Origin of the sequence: Burkholderia sp. BCC1208 (assembly GCF_902833095.1) — a bacterium.
In the GTDB taxonomy this organism is placed as follows: Bacteria; Pseudomonadota; Gammaproteobacteria; order Burkholderiales; family Burkholderiaceae; genus Burkholderia.
This window is the reverse complement of sequence record NZ_CADFDY010000006.1, coordinates 17,407-34,874: the sequence shown is the minus strand read 5'-3', so window position 1 is coordinate 34,874 and position 17,468 is coordinate 17,407. Positions and strand designations below refer to the sequence as shown.

15 protein-coding genes are annotated in these 17,468 nt (G+C 69.3%); 7 read left to right on the top strand and 8 right to left on the bottom strand.

Annotation, left to right across the window (positions count from 1 at the left end; translation table 11 throughout):
- Window position 1: 1 nt before the first annotated feature.
- Window positions 2-1,525 (bottom strand): histidine ammonia-lyase, encoded by a 1,524-nt coding sequence (hutH, locus tag HWX09_RS15210; RefSeq protein ID WP_027784913.1) that lies wholly within the window; start codon window positions 1,523-1,525, stop codon window positions 2-4.
- A 212-nt stretch (window positions 1,526-1,737) separates the two neighbouring features.
- Between hutH and HWX09_RS15205 the strand changes: the two genes are divergently transcribed.
- On the top strand, window positions 1,738-2,658 hold the full coding sequence (locus HWX09_RS15205; protein ID WP_027784914.1) for a glutamate/aspartate ABC transporter substrate-binding protein: 921 nt from the start codon (window positions 1,738-1,740) through the stop codon (window positions 2,656-2,658).
- A 21-nt stretch (window positions 2,659-2,679) separates the two neighbouring features.
- Here HWX09_RS15205 and HWX09_RS15200 read toward each other — a convergent pair whose 3' ends face one another.
- Window positions 2,680-3,435 carry a 4'-phosphopantetheinyl transferase superfamily protein gene (locus HWX09_RS15200; protein ID WP_027784915.1) on the bottom strand — a complete coding sequence of 252 codons (756 nt, stop codon included), beginning with the start codon at window positions 3,433-3,435 and terminating at the stop codon, window positions 2,680-2,682.
- A gap of 123 nt (window positions 3,436-3,558) precedes the next feature.
- The gene (locus tag HWX09_RS15195; protein WP_027784916.1) at window positions 3,559-4,599 is read right to left on the bottom strand and encodes an alpha/beta fold hydrolase; all 1,041 of its coding nucleotides are present in this window, start codon (window positions 4,597-4,599) and stop codon (window positions 3,559-3,561) included.
- A gap of 380 nt (window positions 4,600-4,979) precedes the next feature.
- Between HWX09_RS15195 and HWX09_RS15190 the strand changes: the two genes are divergently transcribed.
- The 3 genes from HWX09_RS15190 to HWX09_RS33855 all read left to right on the top strand — a co-directional run bounded on the left by HWX09_RS15190 (window position 4,980) and on the right by HWX09_RS33855 (window position 7,436).
- Window positions 4,980-5,927, top strand: a complete 948-nt coding sequence (locus HWX09_RS15190; RefSeq protein WP_027784917.1) for a LysR substrate-binding domain-containing protein — start codon at window positions 4,980-4,982, stop codon at window positions 5,925-5,927.
- 163 nt (window positions 5,928-6,090) lie between these two features.
- Window positions 6,091-7,323 carry an MFS transporter gene (locus tag HWX09_RS15185; protein ID WP_027784918.1) on the top strand — a complete coding sequence of 411 codons (1,233 nt, stop codon included), beginning with the start codon at window positions 6,091-6,093 and terminating at the stop codon, window positions 7,321-7,323.
- Window positions 7,314-7,436 (top strand): hypothetical protein, encoded by a 123-nt coding sequence (locus HWX09_RS33855; RefSeq protein ID WP_027784919.1) that lies wholly within the window; start codon window positions 7,314-7,316, stop codon window positions 7,434-7,436. Before HWX09_RS15185 ends, HWX09_RS33855 begins: the two co-directional genes overlap by 10 nt.
- Window positions 7,437-7,458: 22 nt before the next feature.
- On the opposite strand, the gene HWX09_RS15180 is transcribed toward HWX09_RS33855, so the two are convergent.
- Both HWX09_RS15180 and HWX09_RS15175 read right to left on the bottom strand, forming a co-directional pair.
- On the bottom strand, window positions 7,459-8,937 hold the full coding sequence (locus tag HWX09_RS15180) for a deoxyribodipyrimidine photo-lyase (RefSeq protein ID WP_027784920.1): 1,479 nt from the start codon (window positions 8,935-8,937) through the stop codon (window positions 7,459-7,461).
- Window positions 8,938-9,251: 314 nt separating this feature from the next.
- Window positions 9,252-10,232 (bottom strand): hypothetical protein, encoded by a 981-nt coding sequence (locus HWX09_RS15175; RefSeq protein ID WP_027784921.1) that lies wholly within the window; start codon window positions 10,230-10,232, stop codon window positions 9,252-9,254.
- A 726-nt stretch (window positions 10,233-10,958) separates the two neighbouring features.
- Between HWX09_RS15175 and HWX09_RS15170 the strand changes: the two genes are divergently transcribed.
- Entirely contained in the window at window positions 10,959-12,326 is a 1,368-nt protein-coding gene (locus HWX09_RS15170; protein WP_027784922.1) for an MFS transporter, read from the top strand.
- Window positions 12,313-13,359, top strand: coding sequence for a beta-propeller fold lactonase family protein (locus HWX09_RS15165; protein WP_027784923.1), 1,047 nt, complete (start codon window positions 12,313-12,315; stop codon window positions 13,357-13,359). Before HWX09_RS15170 ends, HWX09_RS15165 begins: the two co-directional genes overlap by 14 nt.
- Window positions 13,360-13,437: 78 nt before the next feature.
- On the opposite strand, the gene HWX09_RS15160 is transcribed toward HWX09_RS15165, so the two are convergent.
- Window positions 13,438-14,475, bottom strand: coding sequence for an AraC family transcriptional regulator (locus HWX09_RS15160; protein WP_027784924.1), 1,038 nt, complete (start codon window positions 14,473-14,475; stop codon window positions 13,438-13,440).
- A gap of 227 nt (window positions 14,476-14,702) precedes the next feature.
- Here HWX09_RS15160 and HWX09_RS15155 point away from each other — a divergent pair, with 227 nt between their 5' ends.
- Complete coding sequence (locus HWX09_RS15155; RefSeq protein WP_027784925.1) at window positions 14,703-15,812, top strand: fatty acid desaturase; 1,110 nt, start codon at window positions 14,703-14,705, stop codon at window positions 15,810-15,812.
- Between the two features lie 37 nt (window positions 15,813-15,849).
- On the opposite strand, the gene HWX09_RS15150 is transcribed toward HWX09_RS15155, so the two are convergent.
- Both HWX09_RS15150 and HWX09_RS15145 read right to left on the bottom strand, forming a co-directional pair.
- A complete protein-coding gene (locus tag HWX09_RS15150) occupies window positions 15,850-16,470 on the bottom strand; it encodes an HAD family hydrolase (RefSeq protein ID WP_027784926.1) in 621 nt (206 codons plus the stop codon).
- A 122-nt stretch (window positions 16,471-16,592) separates the two neighbouring features.
- Window positions 16,593-17,465, bottom strand: a complete 873-nt coding sequence (locus HWX09_RS15145) for a hypothetical protein (protein WP_027784927.1) — start codon at window positions 17,463-17,465, stop codon at window positions 16,593-16,595.
- Between the last annotated feature and the right edge of the window lie 3 nt (window positions 17,466-17,468).

Genomic DNA, 17,468 nt, shown 5'->3' with positions numbered 1-17,468 from the left:
CTTACTGTTCCGATGCGAACGAGAACGGGCTGAGCTTCGCGAACGCACGCTCGCCGACCAGCTTCGCGATCGCCGCGATGTCCGGCGCGAAGTAGTGGTCGAGTTCGTAATGCTCGACCTTGGCGCGGATCGTTTCCATCACGGGCGCCAGCTTCGGGCTCGTGTGGTACGGCGCGCGCAGGTCGACGCCCTGGGCGGCGGCCAGCAGTTCGATCGCGAGGATGTGCTTCGTGTTGTCCGCGATATCGGCGAGCTTGCGCGCGGCGAACGTCGCCATCGACACGTGGTCTTCCTGGTTCGCGGAAGTCGGCAGCGAGTCGACCGACGCCGGGTGCGCGAGCGTCTTGTTTTCCGACGCGAGGGCGGCAGCCGTCACGTGCGCGATCATGAAGCCGGAGTTCACGCCGCCGTCCCGCACGAGGAACGGGGGCAGGCCCGACAGCGTCGCGTCGATCAGCAGCGCGATGCGGCGCTCGGCCAGCGCGCCGATTTCCGCCGCGGCCAGCGCGAGGTTGTCGGCTGCGAACGCGACGGGTTCCGCGTGGAAGTTGCCGCCCGACAGCACTTCGCCGGTATCCGGGAAGATCAGCGGGTTGTCCGACACGGCGTTCGCCTCGATCAGCAGCACGTCGGCCGCATGGCGCATCTGGTCCAGGCACGCGCCCATCACCTGCGGCTGGCAGCGCAGGCTGTACGGGTCCTGCACCTTGTCGCAGTCGCGGTGCGACTGGTTGATCGGCGAGCCTTCGAGCAGCTCGCGGTACGACGCGGCCGCGTCGATCTGGCCTTGATGGCCGCGCAGTTCGTGAATGCGTGCGTCGAACGGCTTTACCGAACCGGCTGCCGCGTCGACCGACAGCGCGCCCGCGACGAGCGCGGTGCGGTACAGGTCTTCGATCGCGAACATGTTGTCGAGCGCCAGCGCGGTCGACGCCTGCGTGCCGTTCAGCAGCGCGAGGCCTTCCTTCGCCTGCAGCGTCAGCGGCGCGAGGCCCGCGACGCGCAGACCGTCGAGCGCGCTCGCGCGCTCGCCACGGATGAACACTTCGCCGACGCCGAGCAGCACGGCCGACATGTGCGCGAGCGGCGCGAGGTCGCCCGAAGCGCCGACCGAGCCCTTCACCGGGATCAGCGGCAGCACGTCGGCGTTGAACAGCGTGATCAGCGCATCCATCACTTCACGGCGGATGCCCGAGTGGCCGCGGCCGAGGCTCGACAGCTTCAGCGCCATCAGCAGACGCACCGACGAACGCTCCATCGGCTGGCCGACGCCGACCGCGTGCGACAGCACCAGATTCTTCTGCAGCAGTTCGAGCTGGTCGTGCGGGATGTGGGTGCTCGCCAGGCGGCCGAAGCCCGTGTTGATGCCGTAGGCCGGCTCACCCTTCGCGGCGATGTCGGCGACGGCCTTCGCGCCCGCGTCGATCTTCGCGAAGCTCGCCGGGTCGAGCTTCAGTTGCACGGATTCGCGAGCGATCTGGCGCAGTTGCGGGAGGGTCAGGTGGCCGGGGGTCAACGTAATCATGTGAGCAATCCTGTCTAGACAAGTTCGGAATGGATTGAAGTGTAGCCACGTCAACTTGTCTAGACAACCCGTTTTTCGCCGATTTCGACTCGGGAGTTTCCCTATGTCCGTCATGGCCCGCCGGACTTGCCCGACAGGCCCGGGTATTAACATATGTTGCAATTATTTTGTATTTGTCAACATACGGATCACCATTCGCCTCGGAGACCGCCATGCCCTTCCCGTCACGATTCGCCGCCCGCGTCGGCCGCCCCCTGCTCGTCGCCGCGTGCGCGCTCGCGTGCGGCGCGCCCTTCGCCGCCGAGCCGTTGTCCGGCACCCTCGAGAAGATCCGGCAGGCCAATCTGATTTCGATCGGCCATCGCGAGACGTCGGTGCCGTTCTCGTACGTCGATGCGAGCGGCAAGGTCATCGGCTTCTCGCAGGACCTGTGCGACCGCGTGATCGCCGCGGTGAAGGCGCGCACCGGCAAGCCCGACCTGCAGGTGCGCTTCATTCCGGTCACGTCGCAGAACCGCATTCCGCTCGTGCAGAACGGCACCGTCGATCTCGAATGCGGCGTGACGACCAATCTCGCCGCGCGCCATGCACAGGTCGCGTTCTCGACCACCTTCTTCGTCGCGACGACGCGCCTGCTCACGCGCACGAGCTCGGGCATCCGCGACTTCCCCGATCTCGCGGGCAAGACGGTCGTGACGAACCAGGGCACGACATCCGAACGCCTGCTGCGCAAGATGAACGAGGAAAAGAAGATGAACATGCAGATCATCAGCGCGAAGGACTACGGCGAAGGACGCCTCACGCTCGAATCGGGCCGCGCGGCCGCGTACATGATGGACGACGTGCTGCTCGCGGGCGTGCGCCAGCTCGCCGCGAAACCGGCCGACTGGCGGATCGTCGGCACGCCGCAATCGTCGGAAGCCTACGGGTTCATGCTGCGCAAGGACGACCCGCAGTTCAAGGCGCTCGTCGACGGCGCGCTCGTGCAGTTGATGAAAAGCGGCGAGATCAACGCGCTGTACGACAAATGGTTCATGAAGCCGGTGCCGCCGAAGGGGCTGGCGTTCGACTTCCCGATGAGCGACGTGATCAAGGCGCGCTATGCGGTGCCGAACGACGCGCCGCTCGAGTAAGCGCCGCGCGTCGACACGGGCCTACGCGCGCGTCCACGCGACGCACGCCGCGTAGCCGGGCGCCGCGTCGAGCCACGCCGCGTCGAACGCCGCGACGCCGGCGGCAGGCGCGGCCGGCTCGACGATCGTCGTCGCGGGCGTCGCCGCGTCGCGCGGCGGCACGACCGCGAACGCGCGCAACCCGCCGATGATGCCGGTGCCGAGCGCCTTGAGCAGCGCCTCCTTCGCGGACCACACCCGCATGAATTCACCCTCGCGGGCGCCGGGCGGCAGACCGTCGAGATACGCGAGCTCGGCGGGTGCGCACACTTCGCGCGTCAGCGCGCGCCAGTCGGTCGCGCGGTTGCAGCCCTCGATATCGACGCCGACGCGGCCCGCCGGCGCCCAGGCGAGCAGCGCATGATCGCCCGCATGCGACACGTTGAAGTCGAGCGACGCGCGATGCGCGCGGTCCAGCGACGGCCGCCCCGATGCGTCGACGACGATCGCGACCGCGTGCGGGGCGATGCCGAGCGCCGCGCCGAGCACGTCGCGCAGCGCGGCGCGCGTCGCCGCGCTGCGGACCGCATCCTCGTGCCGCAGGAAACGCGCGGCGCGTGCGCGCTCGTCATCGCTCAGCGCCGCATACGCGGGCGACGCGAGCGGCACGCGCCAGTCGAAATCGACGCGCGCGATCCGCACGCCGGCACGCGCCGCGGTGGGCGCCACGTCGAGTGCATGCACGCGCCACGCGTGCGGCGTTGCAACGGGAGAAGCGGAATCGGACGGAATGGACATCGACGCGCGGCAGCTGGGCCGTCAAACGAAACGTCCGATGTTAATCGATCGCGCCGGCCTGCGGCCGCTGCCGCTGGATCGGGATGCAAACCGGGATGGCGTGTTGCGTTCGTATACGCCGGGTCATCCGTTCGCGACCATGCCCGGCACGCTGCCCCCCGTCACCCGTCCGCGCGACGCCGGGTGCCGCGCATGCACGGCGCCGGGCGCATCGGCCGGCAGCACGCCGTGTTGCAGCCAGTACAGCGCGACGGGCCACAGCGTGTCGGTGAAGCGGCTGTGGAAAAACGCGAAATGGCCGATCGCATCGACGCCGATGTCGGCCGGCGCGATCCGCAGATGCGTGACGTTGCTGCCCGTGTAATAGCCGACCAGCCGCTCGATCGCATCGACCGTGCCGAACGCGTCGTCGTCGAGGCCGATCGCGAGCATCGGCGCCGACAACCCCGCGAAGCGTGCCGGCAACGCGGCGCGGCTCGCCGCGCCGTCGTCGAGCACGCGGCCGATGTAGCCATCCTCGAAACGCGGCTGCGAACGCGCCCACGACAGCGCGATCCCGCGCGGCGTGTCCTCCATCCAGCCGAGCCGCTTCGCGGGCACGTAGCCGAACACGGCGGCGAGCGCGGGCATCGCGACATGCCATTTCCACCACATGCGGCGCCGCTCGGCCGGCAGGTAATCGCGCCAGTACGCATACTGCGCGCCGACGGTCACCGCATGCCGCACGTGCACGTTCGATGCCGCGAGTCCGAGCACGCAGCCGCCGATGCTGTGCGCGACCACATCGAGCGGCTGGCCTGGAAACGCGTCGCGCGCGTATTGCAGCGCGGCCTCGCAATCGAGCCGCCCCCAGTCGAGCCAGGTCGCGCGCAGCTTCGCGAGCTGCGCCGGGCGCGACCCGCCGATGCCGCGATAGTCGTAGACGAGCACGTCGCGCCCCTGTGCGAACAGCCAGGCCGCGAAACGAAAGTAGTAGTCGCAGCGCACCGACGTCGCGCAGTTGACGACCGTCACGGGCCGCGCGGCGCCGCCGCCGCGATGGCGCCAGACATGGCCGCGCAATGCGTAGCCGTCGGCCGCGCGCAGCGTCACGGGCTCGGGCGGCAATGCGCCCGCCGCGCGACTGCCCTGCGCCGCTCCGCTTTCCTCGTTCGAAATCGTCATCGTGTCTCCTGTCGACCCCAGTTAGCGCTTTAGCGCTTACTGGGGTTCCATGCATAGCTGTCGAACCCAGTTGGCGCTTTAGCGCTTACTGGGGTCCCATGCATCGCTGTCGAACCCGGTTAGCGCTTTAGCGCTTATCGGAATCCCATGCATCGCTGTCGAACCCGGTTAGCGCTTTAGCGCTTATCGGAATCCCATGCATCGCCGTCGCCCCCAGTGGGCGCTCGAGCGCTTACCGAGGTCCCCTGCTTCACGCTCGGTCCGGTGGACGCTTCAGCGCTTACTCGGCCCGCTCCTTCGCGATCAACCCGCCTCCATTGAACTTGACGCGTGCCGCGTTCTCAACCAATCTTGCTGCTCCGTTCGCATGAGTCACACGCATGTCAACGCCACTCGTCCGTCTCCCGTCGCTCGATCTCGTCCGCGGCTTCGTCGCCGTCGGCCGCCGCATGAGCATCACGCTCGCCGCGCAGGACTTATGCGTCACGCAGTCGGCGGTCAGCCGCCAGATCCACGCACTTGAAGCGCATCTCGGCGTGACGTTGCTGCAGCGCGGCTACCGGAAGATCGCGTTCACGCCGGAAGGCGAGCGGCTGTTCCGCGTCGCCGATGCGGCGCTGCACAGCCTGCAGGACACCGTCGCGTCGCTCGCCGCCGGGCGCGAACGCCAGCCCGTGACGATCACCGCCAGCATCGGCGTGACCGCGCTGTGGCTGCTGCCGCGGCTCGGGCGGTTGCAGGCGCGGCTGCCCGGGATCGACCTGCGCGTCGCCGCGAACGACAAGGTACTCGATTTGCGCGCCGAAGGCATCGACCTCGGCATCCGCTACTGCCCGCGCGAGCGTGCGCCGGCCGGTGCGCTGCGACTGTTCGACGAGATCGTCGTGCCGGTCGCGCATCCCGCGCTCGCCATGCGGCCGGTCGCGAGCGCGGCGGCCATCGCCGATCACGTATTGCTCGAATTCGACGGGCCGCCGCAACCGCAACTGCAGTGGCACGCGCACCTGCACGCGGCCGGGCTCGGCGACGCCCGCCCGAAAGGCGTGTTGCGCTTCAACCAGTACGACCAGGTGATCCAGGCAGCGATCGCAGGCCAGGGCATCGCGCTCGGCCGGCTCGCGCTCGTCGCGCCGATGCTCGCCGACGGCCGGCTCGCGGTGCTCGGGCCGCAGACGCAGACGCAGACGCTGTCGGAAACGTACGGCTACTGGCTGTTCCAGCACGATCCGGCCCCGCGCCGCGAAGTCGCCGACGTGCGCGACTGGATGCTCGCCGAAGCGGCCGAATGCGATGCGGCGATGCACGCGCACGATACGACGTCGGCCTGAGCCGGCGGTGCGGATGCACGTGACCGCAGGCAACCGCCGCCCCCTTCGCATTCCCATTACGCATGCCAACCTGACCGAATGATCGCTTGAGCGACGACGGCCGCGCTCGTCTAATCGGATCGAGCGCGGCCGTTTCGCCGCGCGCCTTCATCCGGAGAGACGCATGACCCCGATCGAGCAGGAAGTCCGGCGCCGCTGGCTGCCCGTGCTGGCAGGCGGCCTGATCATGGGCGCCGCGCTCGGCATCCGCCATGTGCAGGGCCTGTTCCTCGCGCCTGTCTCGCTCGACCACGGCTGGTCGCGCGAAGCGTTCGGGCTGGCACTGGCGCTCCAGAACCTGATCTGGGGCATCGCCCAGCCGTTCACCGGGATGGTGGCCGACCGCTTCGGCTCGGTGCGCGTGATCGTCGCCGGCATGCTGCTGTACGCGGCCGGGCTCGTCACGATGGCGCATGCGGCCACGATCGGCCTGTTCACGGTCGGCGCCGGGCTCGTGATCGGCGTCGCGCTGTCGGGCTCGGCGTTCGCGTCGATCTACGGCGCGCTGAGCCGCCTGTTCCCGTCCGAGCGGCGCGGCTGGGCGCTCGGTGTCGCCGGCGCGATCGGCGGGCTCGGCCAGTTCTGCATGGTGCCCGTCGCGCAGGAACTGATCGGCGGCATCGGCTGGCGGCACGCGTTCATCGCGCTGGCGCTCGTCGCCGCACTGCTCGCGCCGCTCGCCGTGCTGCTGCGCGACCGGCCGGCGCAGGCGTCCGGCGCCGCCGCCGGCCCCGATCAGTCGATCGGCGAAGCCGTGCGCGAGGCGTTCGCGCATCGCGGCTTCTGGCTGCTGAACGCGGGCTTCTTCGCGTGCGGCTTCCAGCTCGCGTTCATCGCGACGCATCTGCCCGCATACCTGCTCGACCACGGGCTGCCGGCGCGCCACGCAAGCGTCGCGCTCGCGCTGATCGCGCTGACCAACGTGGCCGGCACCTACGCGTGCGGGCATCTCGGCGGGCTGCTGCGGCGCAAGTACGTGCTGTCGGTGCTGTACCTCGTGCGCGCCTTCGCGATGGCCGCGTTCGTCGCCGTGCCGCTGTCGCCCGCGAGCGTCTATCTGTTCGCGGCCGGGATGGGGTTCACGTGGCTCGGCACGGTGCCGCTGACGAACGGCGTGATCTCGCAGGTGTTCGGCGTGCGCTACATCGCGACGCTGTTCGGCTTCGTGTTCTTCGGGCACCAGCTCGGCAGCTTCTTCGGCGTGTGGCTCGGTGCGATCGTGTACGACGCGACGCATTCGTACCTGCCGCTGTGGATCGGTTCGATCGCGCTCGGCGTGCTCGCCGCGCTGCTGCACCTGCCGATCGACGACGCACGTGTCGCGCGCCCGGCATCGGGCAACGCGGCATGGGCATGATCCGCGCGGTGCTGGCCGCCGGCATGCTCGCGTTCGTCGCGTGGTGCGGCGCGGCCTACTTCGATTCGGGCGTCGCGTACGCGCTGCTCGAGCACGTCGCGTTCTGCAATTGATGCGGCCAACCGGAGCGGTCGGTCAGCGGCGCTTCGGCAACGCGGCCAGTGCATCGAGCGCCCGAGCGCGCGCGGCCGCGTGCTCGACGAGCGGCGCCGGGTAGTCGACGCCCAGCCGTACACCGGCCGCCTCGAGCGCCAGCGGCGACGCTTCCCAGGGCGCATGGATCGACGCATCGTCGAGGCCGGCGAGCTCGGGCACCCAGCGCCGCACGTACGCGCCGTCCGGGTCGAACTTCTGCCCCTGCGCGACCGGATTGAAGATGCGGAAATACGGCGCGGCATCGGCGCCGCAGCCGGCCACCCATTGCCAGCTCGCCGCGTTGTTCGCGGGATCGGCGTCGACCAGCGTGTCGCGGAACCATGCTTCGCCCGCGCGCCAGTCGATCAGCAAATGCTTGATCAGGAACGATGCGACGACCATCCGCACGCGGTTGTGCATCCAGCCGGTCGTCCACAACTCGCGCATACCCGCATCGACGAGCGGGTAGCCGGTCCGCCCGCGCTGCCACGCACGTAACGCGGCAGGATCGTCGCGCCACGGCATCGCATCGAATTGCGCGCGGAAGTTGTCGGTCGCGAGCGCAGGGAAGTGATACAGCAGCATGTAGCTGAATTCGCGCCAGCCGAGCTCGCTCAGGAATTTGTCGGCGTGCGCCGCGTATGCCGCGCCGCCCGCACTCGCGGCGCCTTGCACCGCATGCCACACCTGTCGCGGCGACACGTTGCCGAAGCGCAGGAACGGCGACAACCGGCTCGTCGTCGCGCCGTCGGGCTGGTCGCGCGCTTGCGCATAACCGGCGAGCGATGTCGTCAGGAACGTGTCGAGTTGGACGTGCGCGCCGGCTTCGTCGGGTGCCGGCCACGCATCGCGCAGGCCGCCGGCCCAGTCCGGTGCATGCGGACGCAACGCGAGCGCGTCGAGCGCCAGCGCGCGGTCGCGCACGGCCTTCGGCCATGGATGAAACGCGATCCGCTCGGGTGCCGGCAGCGGCGCGGCGATCGTGCGATCGCGCCGCGCCGCGCGCCAGTATGCGGTGAACACCTGATACGGGCCGCCGCTGCCCGTCAGCACTTCCCACGGCTCGTTCAGCAGGCTGCCGTTGCTGCTCTCCACCGTCACGCCGCGCGCCTTGAGCGACGCCTTCAGCGCCGCGTCGGCGTCACGCTGCGGCTGCGCATAGCGACGGTTCCGGTACACGGCCGCCGCGCCCGTGTCGCCGACGACGCGCTCGATCTCGCGCTGCGCGTCGCCGCGCAACAGGAGCAGGCGCCCGCCATGCCGCGCGAGCGCGGTGTCGAGCCCTGCCAGCGACCCGTGCAGCCACCAGCGCGCCGCACCGCCGAGCGCGGGCCCGGCGTCGGCTCCCGTGTCGTCGACGAAGACGCAGACGAGCGGCCGGCCGGATGCGACCGCGCGCGTCAGCGCGGGCTGATCGGTCACGCGCAGATCGTCGCGGAACCAGACGATTGCGGGGGCAACGGACGGCTGGGCGGGCACGGGCACCTCGATGGCGAAAGCAAAAGAGACGCGTATTGTCGCGGCTGCGCTGCACTGTGTCGACGCTTGCCGTCGCGGCCAGCATGCCACGGCGACACCGCGTGCGGCCCCGCATGATTCGCTTCAATCCAACGGAAGTCGCACTGCCGGACGATGGCACGCACGGGATATTTCTCTGGGTGGGTACGTCGACCGGTTCGTGCCCACGGCGCACCGCCGACGCAACGCCGAACGCGTCGAGTCACGCCGCGGCGGCCCGACGGGCCTACCGTGCGCCGGTGCGACCGGCTGATCCAGTCACACGATGCGTCGCGTCAATCGAGCCGGAACGCGGCCTCGAAGCGCTCGGCAAACGCGTCGAACTCGGCTTCCGGCAGATGGTTGATGCCGCCCGCGCGCTTGCGCCCGCCGCCGGTCGCGAAGCCGCGGCAGAACTCGTCCGCGCCGATCGGCCGGCCGTCGGGCACGCGTACGCTGACGACGAGCCCGCCGCCCGCGCGCGGCGACAGCACCGCGAGCGCCGCATGCGGCGCATTGCGCACCCGCTCGTTCGCGAGCATGCCGGTCGCGCGCCGCGCCCACGGATGATCGGGCATCCGGACCAGCGTCGCGCCCGGCACCTCGCGCACCGGCGCGAGCGCGCATGCGCGCGCCATGTCGTCGCGGTAGCCGTCGCGCAACGCGGCGAACACGGCCGTCTCGCGCACGAAATCGAGCGGATCGATGCACGGCAGCATGGCGTCCGCGAGCGCCGCCGGATCGAAATGCAGATCGCCGACGCACTCGCCGTATGCGTTGTAGTTCAGATAGCGCCCGAGTTCCGCGAGCATGCACTGCTCGGCTTCGTCCACGCCGTGCTCGCGCGCCAGCACATCGCCGAGCGCCGGCAGTTCGTCGCCGAATGCCGCGACGATCGCCCAGCGCACGTACCGGCCGCCGAGATAGCGGTCGACGATCGCGCTCGTGCAGATGTCGGCTGCCGTGTCGATATGCGCGTCGAAGCGCGGGTGATCCGGCAACTCGCCTGCAAAGTGATGGTCGAAATAACGGACCGTCGCGCCGTCGCGCAGCAGCCGCGCGCACGCGTCGCGGTTCTGGTCGTGCGACACGTCGAGTACGGTGACGATGTCGCCTGCGCCCACGTCGATACGCTCGAGCAGCCTGATGTCGCGCTTCACGCCGGTCACGAGCGTACCGTGCACGCGTTCCGCGAGCCGCAGTTGCTGAAGGGCGCACAGGCCGTCCGCGTCGCCGTTGAACGCGAACACATGCCGCGCGTACTGGTTGTCCTGCATGATCCGTTGCTCCATCTTCAAGACATGAAATCGCGGAGGTTCGCGGTTCGCGGTTCGCGGTTCGCGGTTCGCGGTTCGCGGGTCGCGGGTCGCGGTTCGCGGCGAGCGGCGAGCGGCGAGCGGCGAGAGTCGCGCCCGTCGCCGCGTTCGCGTCGTCGCATGCGGGAATCCGCGCCGCCTGCGCGCCATCGTCGTCGGTCGGCAGCTTCGCGAGCGCGATGTTCGACGCGATCGGCGCGATGATCGGTTCCTCCGTCATCCCGTAGTTGGCGGCTGTCTGCCGGACATACGCCTGCGTCGGCACATCCCTGTCGATGCCGTTCCCACGAATGCCGCGCACGCCGGGTTCGCACGCCGGGTATTTTGCCGCAACCGCAAGCACGTCCTTTAATAGAGCGTAGTTGCCCTGCCCTGCAAACGGCTTGCGGGTCACGTGCGTGTCGTTCATCACGATCGCGCCGTGCTTCTGCGGCTTCATATGCGACACGACTTCCGGCGACGCGCACCTCACCGAAGGCCGGCCCATGTCATACGTCATCAGACGTGACAAACAGCACATTCATCTCCCAACCCTTCACCGCTATTCGGGAAATTTCCGGGTAAACCCGCGACGCCATCTACGACGCTCCGGCGTACCATGTCATACGACGACATACTACATAGATCGCCACCCAGACGCCGACGCGGGCCGCCGCCCCGTCCGCCGCCGCCCGACCGGAGACACCCTTGAACCCGCCCTCGTCCGCCCTGCCCGGCCGCGACCCGCTCGCGTCCGCCGTCTCGAAAGTGAAGTGGCACGTGCTGCCGCTCGTGCTGATCATGTTCATCGCGAACTACATCGACCGTGTGAACGTCGGCTTCGTCGATCGCCATCTCGAAGCGTCGATCGGCATCGGCGCGGCCGCGTACGGGCTGGGCGCCGGGCTGTTCTTCGTCGGCTATGCACTGTTCGAAGTGCCGTCGAACCTGCTGATGCAGCGCTACGGCGCGCGCGTATGGCTCGCGCGGATCATGGCGACGTGGGGCATCGTCGCGGCCGCGATGGCGTTCGTGTGGAACGACACGTCGTTCTACGCGCTGCGCTTCCTGCTCGGCGCGGCCGAGGCCGGCTTCTTCCCCGGCGTCGTGCTGTACCTGTCGCAATGGCTGCCGCCGCAGGAGCGCGGCAAGGCGATGGCGATCTTCCTCGGCGGCTCCGCGTTCGCGTCGGTGCTGTCCGGGCCCGTCACCGGCGCATTGCTGTCGATCCGGGGCTTCGGCCTCGAAGGCTGGCAATGGATGTTCCTGATCGAAGGGATGTTCTCGGTCGCACTGTGCGGCGCCAGCTGGCTGCTGCTGAAATCGCATATCCGCGACGCGACGTGGCTCACGCCCGAAGAACGCACGGCCCTCCAGAACGCGCTCGACGACGAGCGCGCGACGCGCGACGTCCGTTCGAACGTGCCGGTGCGCGCCACCACGCTGCTGCGCGATCCGCAGATCATGCTGTTCTGCTTCCTGTACTTCTCGATCCAGCTGACGATCTACGCGGCCACGTTCTGGCTGCCGACCATCATCCGCAAGATGGGCGGCCTCACCGATTTCCAGGTCGGCCTGTACAACACGATTCCGTGGATGATCGCGATCGGCGCGATGTACGGCTTCGCGGTGCTGTCGTCGAAGTGGAAGCATCCGCAGCGCTGGCTCGCGGTCGCGCTCGTGCTCGCCGCGTGCGGGCTGTTCGCGTCGACGTCGCCCAATCCGGTGTGGTCGTTCGCGTCGATCTGCTTCGCCGCGCTCGGCTTCAAGGCGGCGGCGTCGCTGTTCTGGCCGATTCCGCAGGGCTATCTCGACACGCGCGTGGCCGCGGCCGTGATCGCGCTGATCAACTCGGTCGGCAACCTCGGCGGCTTCGTCGCGCCGACGGCCTTCGGCTATCTGAAGCAACATACGGGTTCGATCACGGGCGGACTGTATGCGCTCGCGATCGCTTCGCTCGTCGCCGCGGTCGCCGCGCTGTTCGCGCGCACGCAGCGGCGCAGCGATCCGCCGCGCGGCCGGCCGGCCGACGAATCCCTCACGCACGCCTCGATGCTCCGCCATGCCGAACACTGACCGCCTGACCGTCGTCGTCTCGAATGCCGCCGACGGCGACCTCGCCACGTTCTCCCTCGCCGGCGACGGCACGCTCGCCCCGCTCGCCCGCTATCCCGCAGCCGACGCCGCGATGCCGATCGCCGTGCAGGCCGACCGCACGCGGCTCTACGTCGCGACACGCGGCGAGCAGCCGACGATCGTCGCATTCCGCGTCGTCGCCACGGGCGCGCTCGCACGCATCGGCACGACCGCGATCGACGCGAGCCATGCGTACCTGTCGCTCGACCGCAGCGGCCGCTGGCTGCTCGGCGCATCGTACGGCGCAAGTTCGCTGAGCCTCTACGACGCGGCGCGCGTGCGCGACGGCGACGGCACGCCGCTGCAAGTCGTGGGCGGCATCGCGAACGCGCATGCGGTGATCGTGTCGCCGGACAACCGTTTCGCGTACGTCAGTTCGCTCGGCTCCGACCGCGTGTTCGGCTTCGCGCTCGTCGAGGACGCCGCCGGCCTGCGCGCGGTCGAACACGGCGAAACGCGCGTGCCGGCCGGTTTCGGTCCGCGTCACCTGCGGTTCGCGGATGACGGCCGCACGCTGGTCGTCGTCGGCGAATTCCAGGCCACGCTCGCGACCTTCGCCCGCGACACCGCCACCGGCCGGCTCGGCGATGCGCACGTGAGCGCACGCCACCCGGCCGTCGCCGAACTCGCGCAAGGCCATGCGCGCCCGCCCGCCCCCACCGAGCCGTCCGTGTGGGCCGCCGATCTGCACCTGACGCCCGACATGCGTTTCGCGTACGTCAGCGAGCGCACGTCGAGCCAGTTGCTCGGCTATCGCCGCAACGAAGACGGGTCGTTCGCCCCCACGCACGCGACGGCTACCGAAACGCAGCCGCGCGGGTTCGCGATCGATCCCTCGGGACGCTGGCTCGTCGCCTGCGGCGAACAGTCGGAACACGTGGCGGTGTATGCGATCGCGCCGGACGACGGCACGCTGTCGCTGCACGCGCGCGTGCCGGGCGGACGCGGCGCGAACTGGATCGCGATCGTCTGAAGACCTGAAGGTTCGAAGGAGGTTTGAAGCAGCATCGGTGCCTGCGCGGAAACCGGCACGCCGATGCGGGTGCGGCGTTCAGCGCCGCTCGCTCGGCGCAACGCCGGTCCAGCGCTTGAACGCGCGCGTGAAATTGACGCGGTCGGTATAGCCGACGCGCGCCGCGATCTCGTCGACCGGCAGCCGTGTGCCTTCGAGCAGCCGCAGCGCGTCGCGCAGCCGGATCTCGTCGAGCAGCGCCGAATAGGTCGCGCCGTATTCGGCGAGCTTGCGCTTGAGCGTGCGCGCCGACACGTGCAACTCGCGCGCGACGTCGTCGACGGACGGATAGCCGCGTTCGCCGCAGATCAGCAGGTTGCGCACGCGCTCGACGATGCTCTCCGCATAGCCAAGCCGCGCGAGTTCGGCCTCGCACTGCTGGACGATCATCTGCGCGGTCTGCGCATTCGCGGTGCCGATCGGCTCGTCGAGCAGCGCGGCGTCGCAGCGGATGCGGTTCGCGCTCGCATCGAAATGGCAGCTCGGCAGCCTCGCGCGATAACGCTCGAACCACGGCGGCTCGGGCCATTCGAAATGGAGTTCGGCACGCGACTGCAGCGTGCGCCCCGGCGTCGGATACAGCAGCGAATTGAACAGGATCGCGGTCTCGACCAGGAAGTTTTCCACGGCGAACTGGCGCAGCCGGCCGAGCGGAAACGCTTCGAGCACGTCGATGTCGACGATGCCGTCGAGCTGCGCGAGCCGCACCGAGAAGAACGGCACGCGCGTCGGCAGGTAACGGATGCCGAGCGCGATCGCCTCGCCGAGCGTCGCGCAACTCATCAGCCCGAAGCCGATCAGCCCCGCTTTCGTCAGGCTGCTGCGCAAGCCGATCTCGATCGCGATCGACGGATCGTCGGTCGCGTCGAGCAGGTTGAACACGATCGCCGCCTGCTGCAGCGGCGTGATGCGCGCATCGGGCTGCGCGAGCCGGTCGCGCTCGACGCCGGAGCCGGCGAGAATGCGGCCGCCGTCGATGCCGCGCTCCTCGGCCAGCATCAGCATGAACAACGCATACGCGGACGACACCGTCGCCTTGTTCAACTGGCGCGCGGCATCCGGAACGGACAGGACCATTGCGGCTCACTCCGGGCGGTTTCGGCGGATTGTAGCGTCGCTGGCCCGAAATGACACCGCGGCGGCACTCTAGCCATGCACCGGCGCATCGCACACCGGACTGCCGCCCAATGTGGCCCGAAATGACACCACCATTGGCACCGACGGCCCTCGCATGCGCTCCGGCACACGCCTATGCTTGTCACATCGGCATTGCGCCCTACTCTTTCCCGCACGGACTCCGGTCGATGAGCCAACCCGCACGAACCGTCTTTCGAAACGACGCCGACAAGGTCGCGTATGTCCGCCGCGCAGTCAACGCCGCGAGCGACGCGATCCGCGCGCGCTTTCCGCTGCTCGACAACCAGAACCTCGTCGGCGCGACCGTGATGGCCGTGTCGGTGAGCGCGATGCTCGCGATCGCATGGCTGTATGCGCACGGCGCGATCGCGTGGTACGTCGCGCTGCCGCTCGCCGCGTTCGTCACGTCGCTGATCCACGAACTCGAGCACGATCTGATCCACCTGATGTACTTCAAGAAGACGCCGTGGGCGTATCACCTGATGATGGCGCTGTGCTGGCTCACGCGGCCCGGCACGATCAATCCGTGGACGCGCCGGCGCATGCACCTGCATCACCACAAGGTCTCGGGCGGCGAATCGGATCTCGAGGAATTCGGCATCACCAACGGCGAACGCTGGGGGGTGAAGCGCCTGTTGATGATCGCGGACGGCATGCTCGCCGTCGTGCTCCGGCCGGCCGCGATGCGCCGCAAGGTGAAGCAGTACGTGGCCGCGCAGCCGGTGCAGGATCCGTCCGAGCGCCTGCAGTTGCGCGTCGAGCAGGTGTCGTCCTACATGCCGGTCGGTCACCTGTACTACACGCTGTGGCACGCGTTCGTCGTCTATCACGTCGGCCTGTTCGCGCTGCATGCGTTCGGCTACGCGGTGACGGCGCCCGCCGTCGTCGAACGCGTGATGCGGGCCGTCGATTTCCTGGCCGTGGTGTGGCTCGGGCCGAACTTCGTGCGCAGCTTCTGCATCAACTTCGTCAGCTCGAACATGCACTATTTCGGCGACATCGATTCGCGCAACGTGATCCAGCAAACGCAGGTGCTGAACCCGTGGTGGATGCTGCCGTTTCAGCTGTTCTGCTTCAATTTCGGCAGCACGCACGCGATCCATCACTTCGTGGTGCGCGATCCGTTCTACATCCGCCAACTGACCGCGCGCACCGCGCATGCGGCGCTGCGCGAAGTCGGCGTGCGCTTCAACGATGTCGGCACGTTCGCGCGCGCGAATCGCTGGGGCGGCTATCGTCCGTCCCGCGGCACGCACCCCGCGCAGGCCGACGCGTAACGTCGGCGGCGCGGCACATCGGCGCTTCGGCGCTTCGTCAATCGCCGATCGGCGGCATCGGCCCCTGCCCGCGGATCCACGACCAGTTCGCGATCTCGGCCATTTCCTTGTCGCCGCGGCTGTCGCCATACGCGAACAACTGCTTCGGCGGCCGGTTGCCCCACCATCCGCGTAGCCGCACGACCTTCTGCGGCCCCCAGCAGTTCTCGCCGTCGAGCCGCCCGACGAAGACGCCGCGCTCGAACGCGAGCCGCGTCGCCAGCACGGCGTCGAAGCCGGCCGTCTTCGCCCACTTCTCCAGATACAGCGACGGCGACGCGCTGACCAGCACGACTTCATGCCCGCGCGCGCGATGCTCGCGAATACGGTCGAGCATTTCCGGACGCACGAGGCTCGGCAGATAGGTGTCGACGAACCCGCGCGCCTGCGCATCAAGTGCGTCTTCGCGAATCGGCCCGAACGCGAACGACGCGAACTTCGCCTTCGCGTCGCCGCGCGACAGCAACCCGGCCTTCATCGCGACGATCCATGGCAGCGCGCGCAGCCCGGCCCACGCGAAACGCGGCGTGCCGACCGCGTGGCGGACGAAATGACGAAAGCTGTCGGTAGTCGTGATGGTGCCGTCGAAATCGAAGGCGGCGACGATGCGGTCGGTCATGGAGAATCGGCGGGAAAGCGATGAGATGCCCGGGAAGATAGCAGACTCGCGGCCACGCGCGCGAAACCGTATCGCCCGACACGAGACCGCGCGCCGAAGCGCGTGCGGTCTTATCGGTTCGCTCAGCGCGGAGGCCGCACGGCCAGTGCCGCCGGCAGCACGACGTTCATCAGGTGATCGGCGCGCGACAGCAGGTCGGTCACGCGCTCGTCGAGCCCGCGCAGTTGCGCCGGCTGCATCCGGATCTGCTGGACGGCCTGCCCGACGATGTTGCGGCGATCGAACAGCGTGCGCTCGACGCCCGCATCGTCCGGCGCCCGCACGACGTCCGACACCGCGCTCAGCGCCGCGAGCACGACCACGAGGTTCTCTTCCGCATGACGGACCTTCGCGGCGAGTTCCTCGGTACGGCGCGGGAAAAAGCCGAGCGACTGCTTGAGCGCGCCGAGCGCCGCGCGGTAGTCGACATGGCCGGACGCCGCACCGAACCAGCGTTCGAACATGCCGGCCTTGCGCGTCGCCTGCGCGAGCATTCCGGCCATCATGTCGGCCGCGCCGAGCTCGTTGAATTCGCGCGTCGTCGCCGCGACGGCCTCGACGAGGTTGCCGGCCGTCTCCAGCGCGCCGTCGCCGATCGTCGCGACCGTCGCGAGCTTCAGCGGCACCAGTTGCCGGATATGCCGCTCGATACGCGGCGCGTAGTCAGGATAGAGATTCGGAAAACTGGCCTGTGCGGCGCGGAAGCACGCTTCAAGCTGCGGGTGATTCGATTCGCCGAACAGCGCGCGGCCGAGCGCATCGGCGGGCGCCGTACGCACCTCTGGATCGGACGCGGGCGCCGGCCCGAAGTCGAGCGCCTGAGGGGCGGGCCGCGCCGGCGCACGCGCGACCGGCGCACCGGGCGCGGCCGGCGCGTCGAACGCAAGACGCCCGGGCGTGTGCTCGGGCGTCGTATCGAACTCGAGCCGCTTCGGCTCGTCGGACGGATTCGTCATCGC

Bases quoted from the DNA above. Each gene is read 5' to 3' on its own strand.
- hutH (WP_027784913.1), bottom strand. From the start codon at position 1,525: ATGATTACGTTGACCCCCGGCCACCTGACCCTCCCGCAACTGCGCCAG.
- HWX09_RS15205 (WP_027784914.1), top strand. From the start codon at position 1,738: ATGCCCTTCCCGTCACGATTCGCCGCCCGCGTCGGCCGCCCCCTGCTC.
- HWX09_RS15200 (WP_027784915.1), bottom strand. From the start codon at position 3,435: ATGTCCATTCCGTCCGATTCCGCTTCTCCCGTTGCAACGCCGCACGCG.
- HWX09_RS15195 (WP_027784916.1), bottom strand. From the start codon at position 4,599: ATGACGATTTCGAACGAGGAAAGCGGAGCGGCGCAGGGCAGTCGCGCG.
- HWX09_RS15190 (WP_027784917.1), top strand. From the start codon at position 4,980: ATGTCAACGCCACTCGTCCGTCTCCCGTCGCTCGATCTCGTCCGCGGC.
- HWX09_RS15185 (WP_027784918.1), top strand. From the start codon at position 6,091: ATGACCCCGATCGAGCAGGAAGTCCGGCGCCGCTGGCTGCCCGTGCTG.
- HWX09_RS33855 (WP_027784919.1), top strand. From the start codon at position 7,314: ATGGGCATGATCCGCGCGGTGCTGGCCGCCGGCATGCTCGCGTTCGTC.
- HWX09_RS15175 (WP_027784921.1), bottom strand. From the start codon at position 10,232: ATGCAGGACAACCAGTACGCGCGGCATGTGTTCGCGTTCAACGGCGAC.
- HWX09_RS15165 (WP_027784923.1), top strand. From the start codon at position 12,313: ATGCCGAACACTGACCGCCTGACCGTCGTCGTCTCGAATGCCGCCGAC.
- HWX09_RS15160 (WP_027784924.1), bottom strand. From the start codon at position 14,475: ATGGTCCTGTCCGTTCCGGATGCCGCGCGCCAGTTGAACAAGGCGACG.
- HWX09_RS15155 (WP_027784925.1), top strand. From the start codon at position 14,703: ATGAGCCAACCCGCACGAACCGTCTTTCGAAACGACGCCGACAAGGTC.
- HWX09_RS15150 (WP_027784926.1), bottom strand. From the start codon at position 16,470: ATGACCGACCGCATCGTCGCCGCCTTCGATTTCGACGGCACCATCACG.
- HWX09_RS15145 (WP_027784927.1), bottom strand. From the start codon at position 17,465: ATGACGAATCCGTCCGACGAGCCGAAGCGGCTCGAGTTCGATACGACG.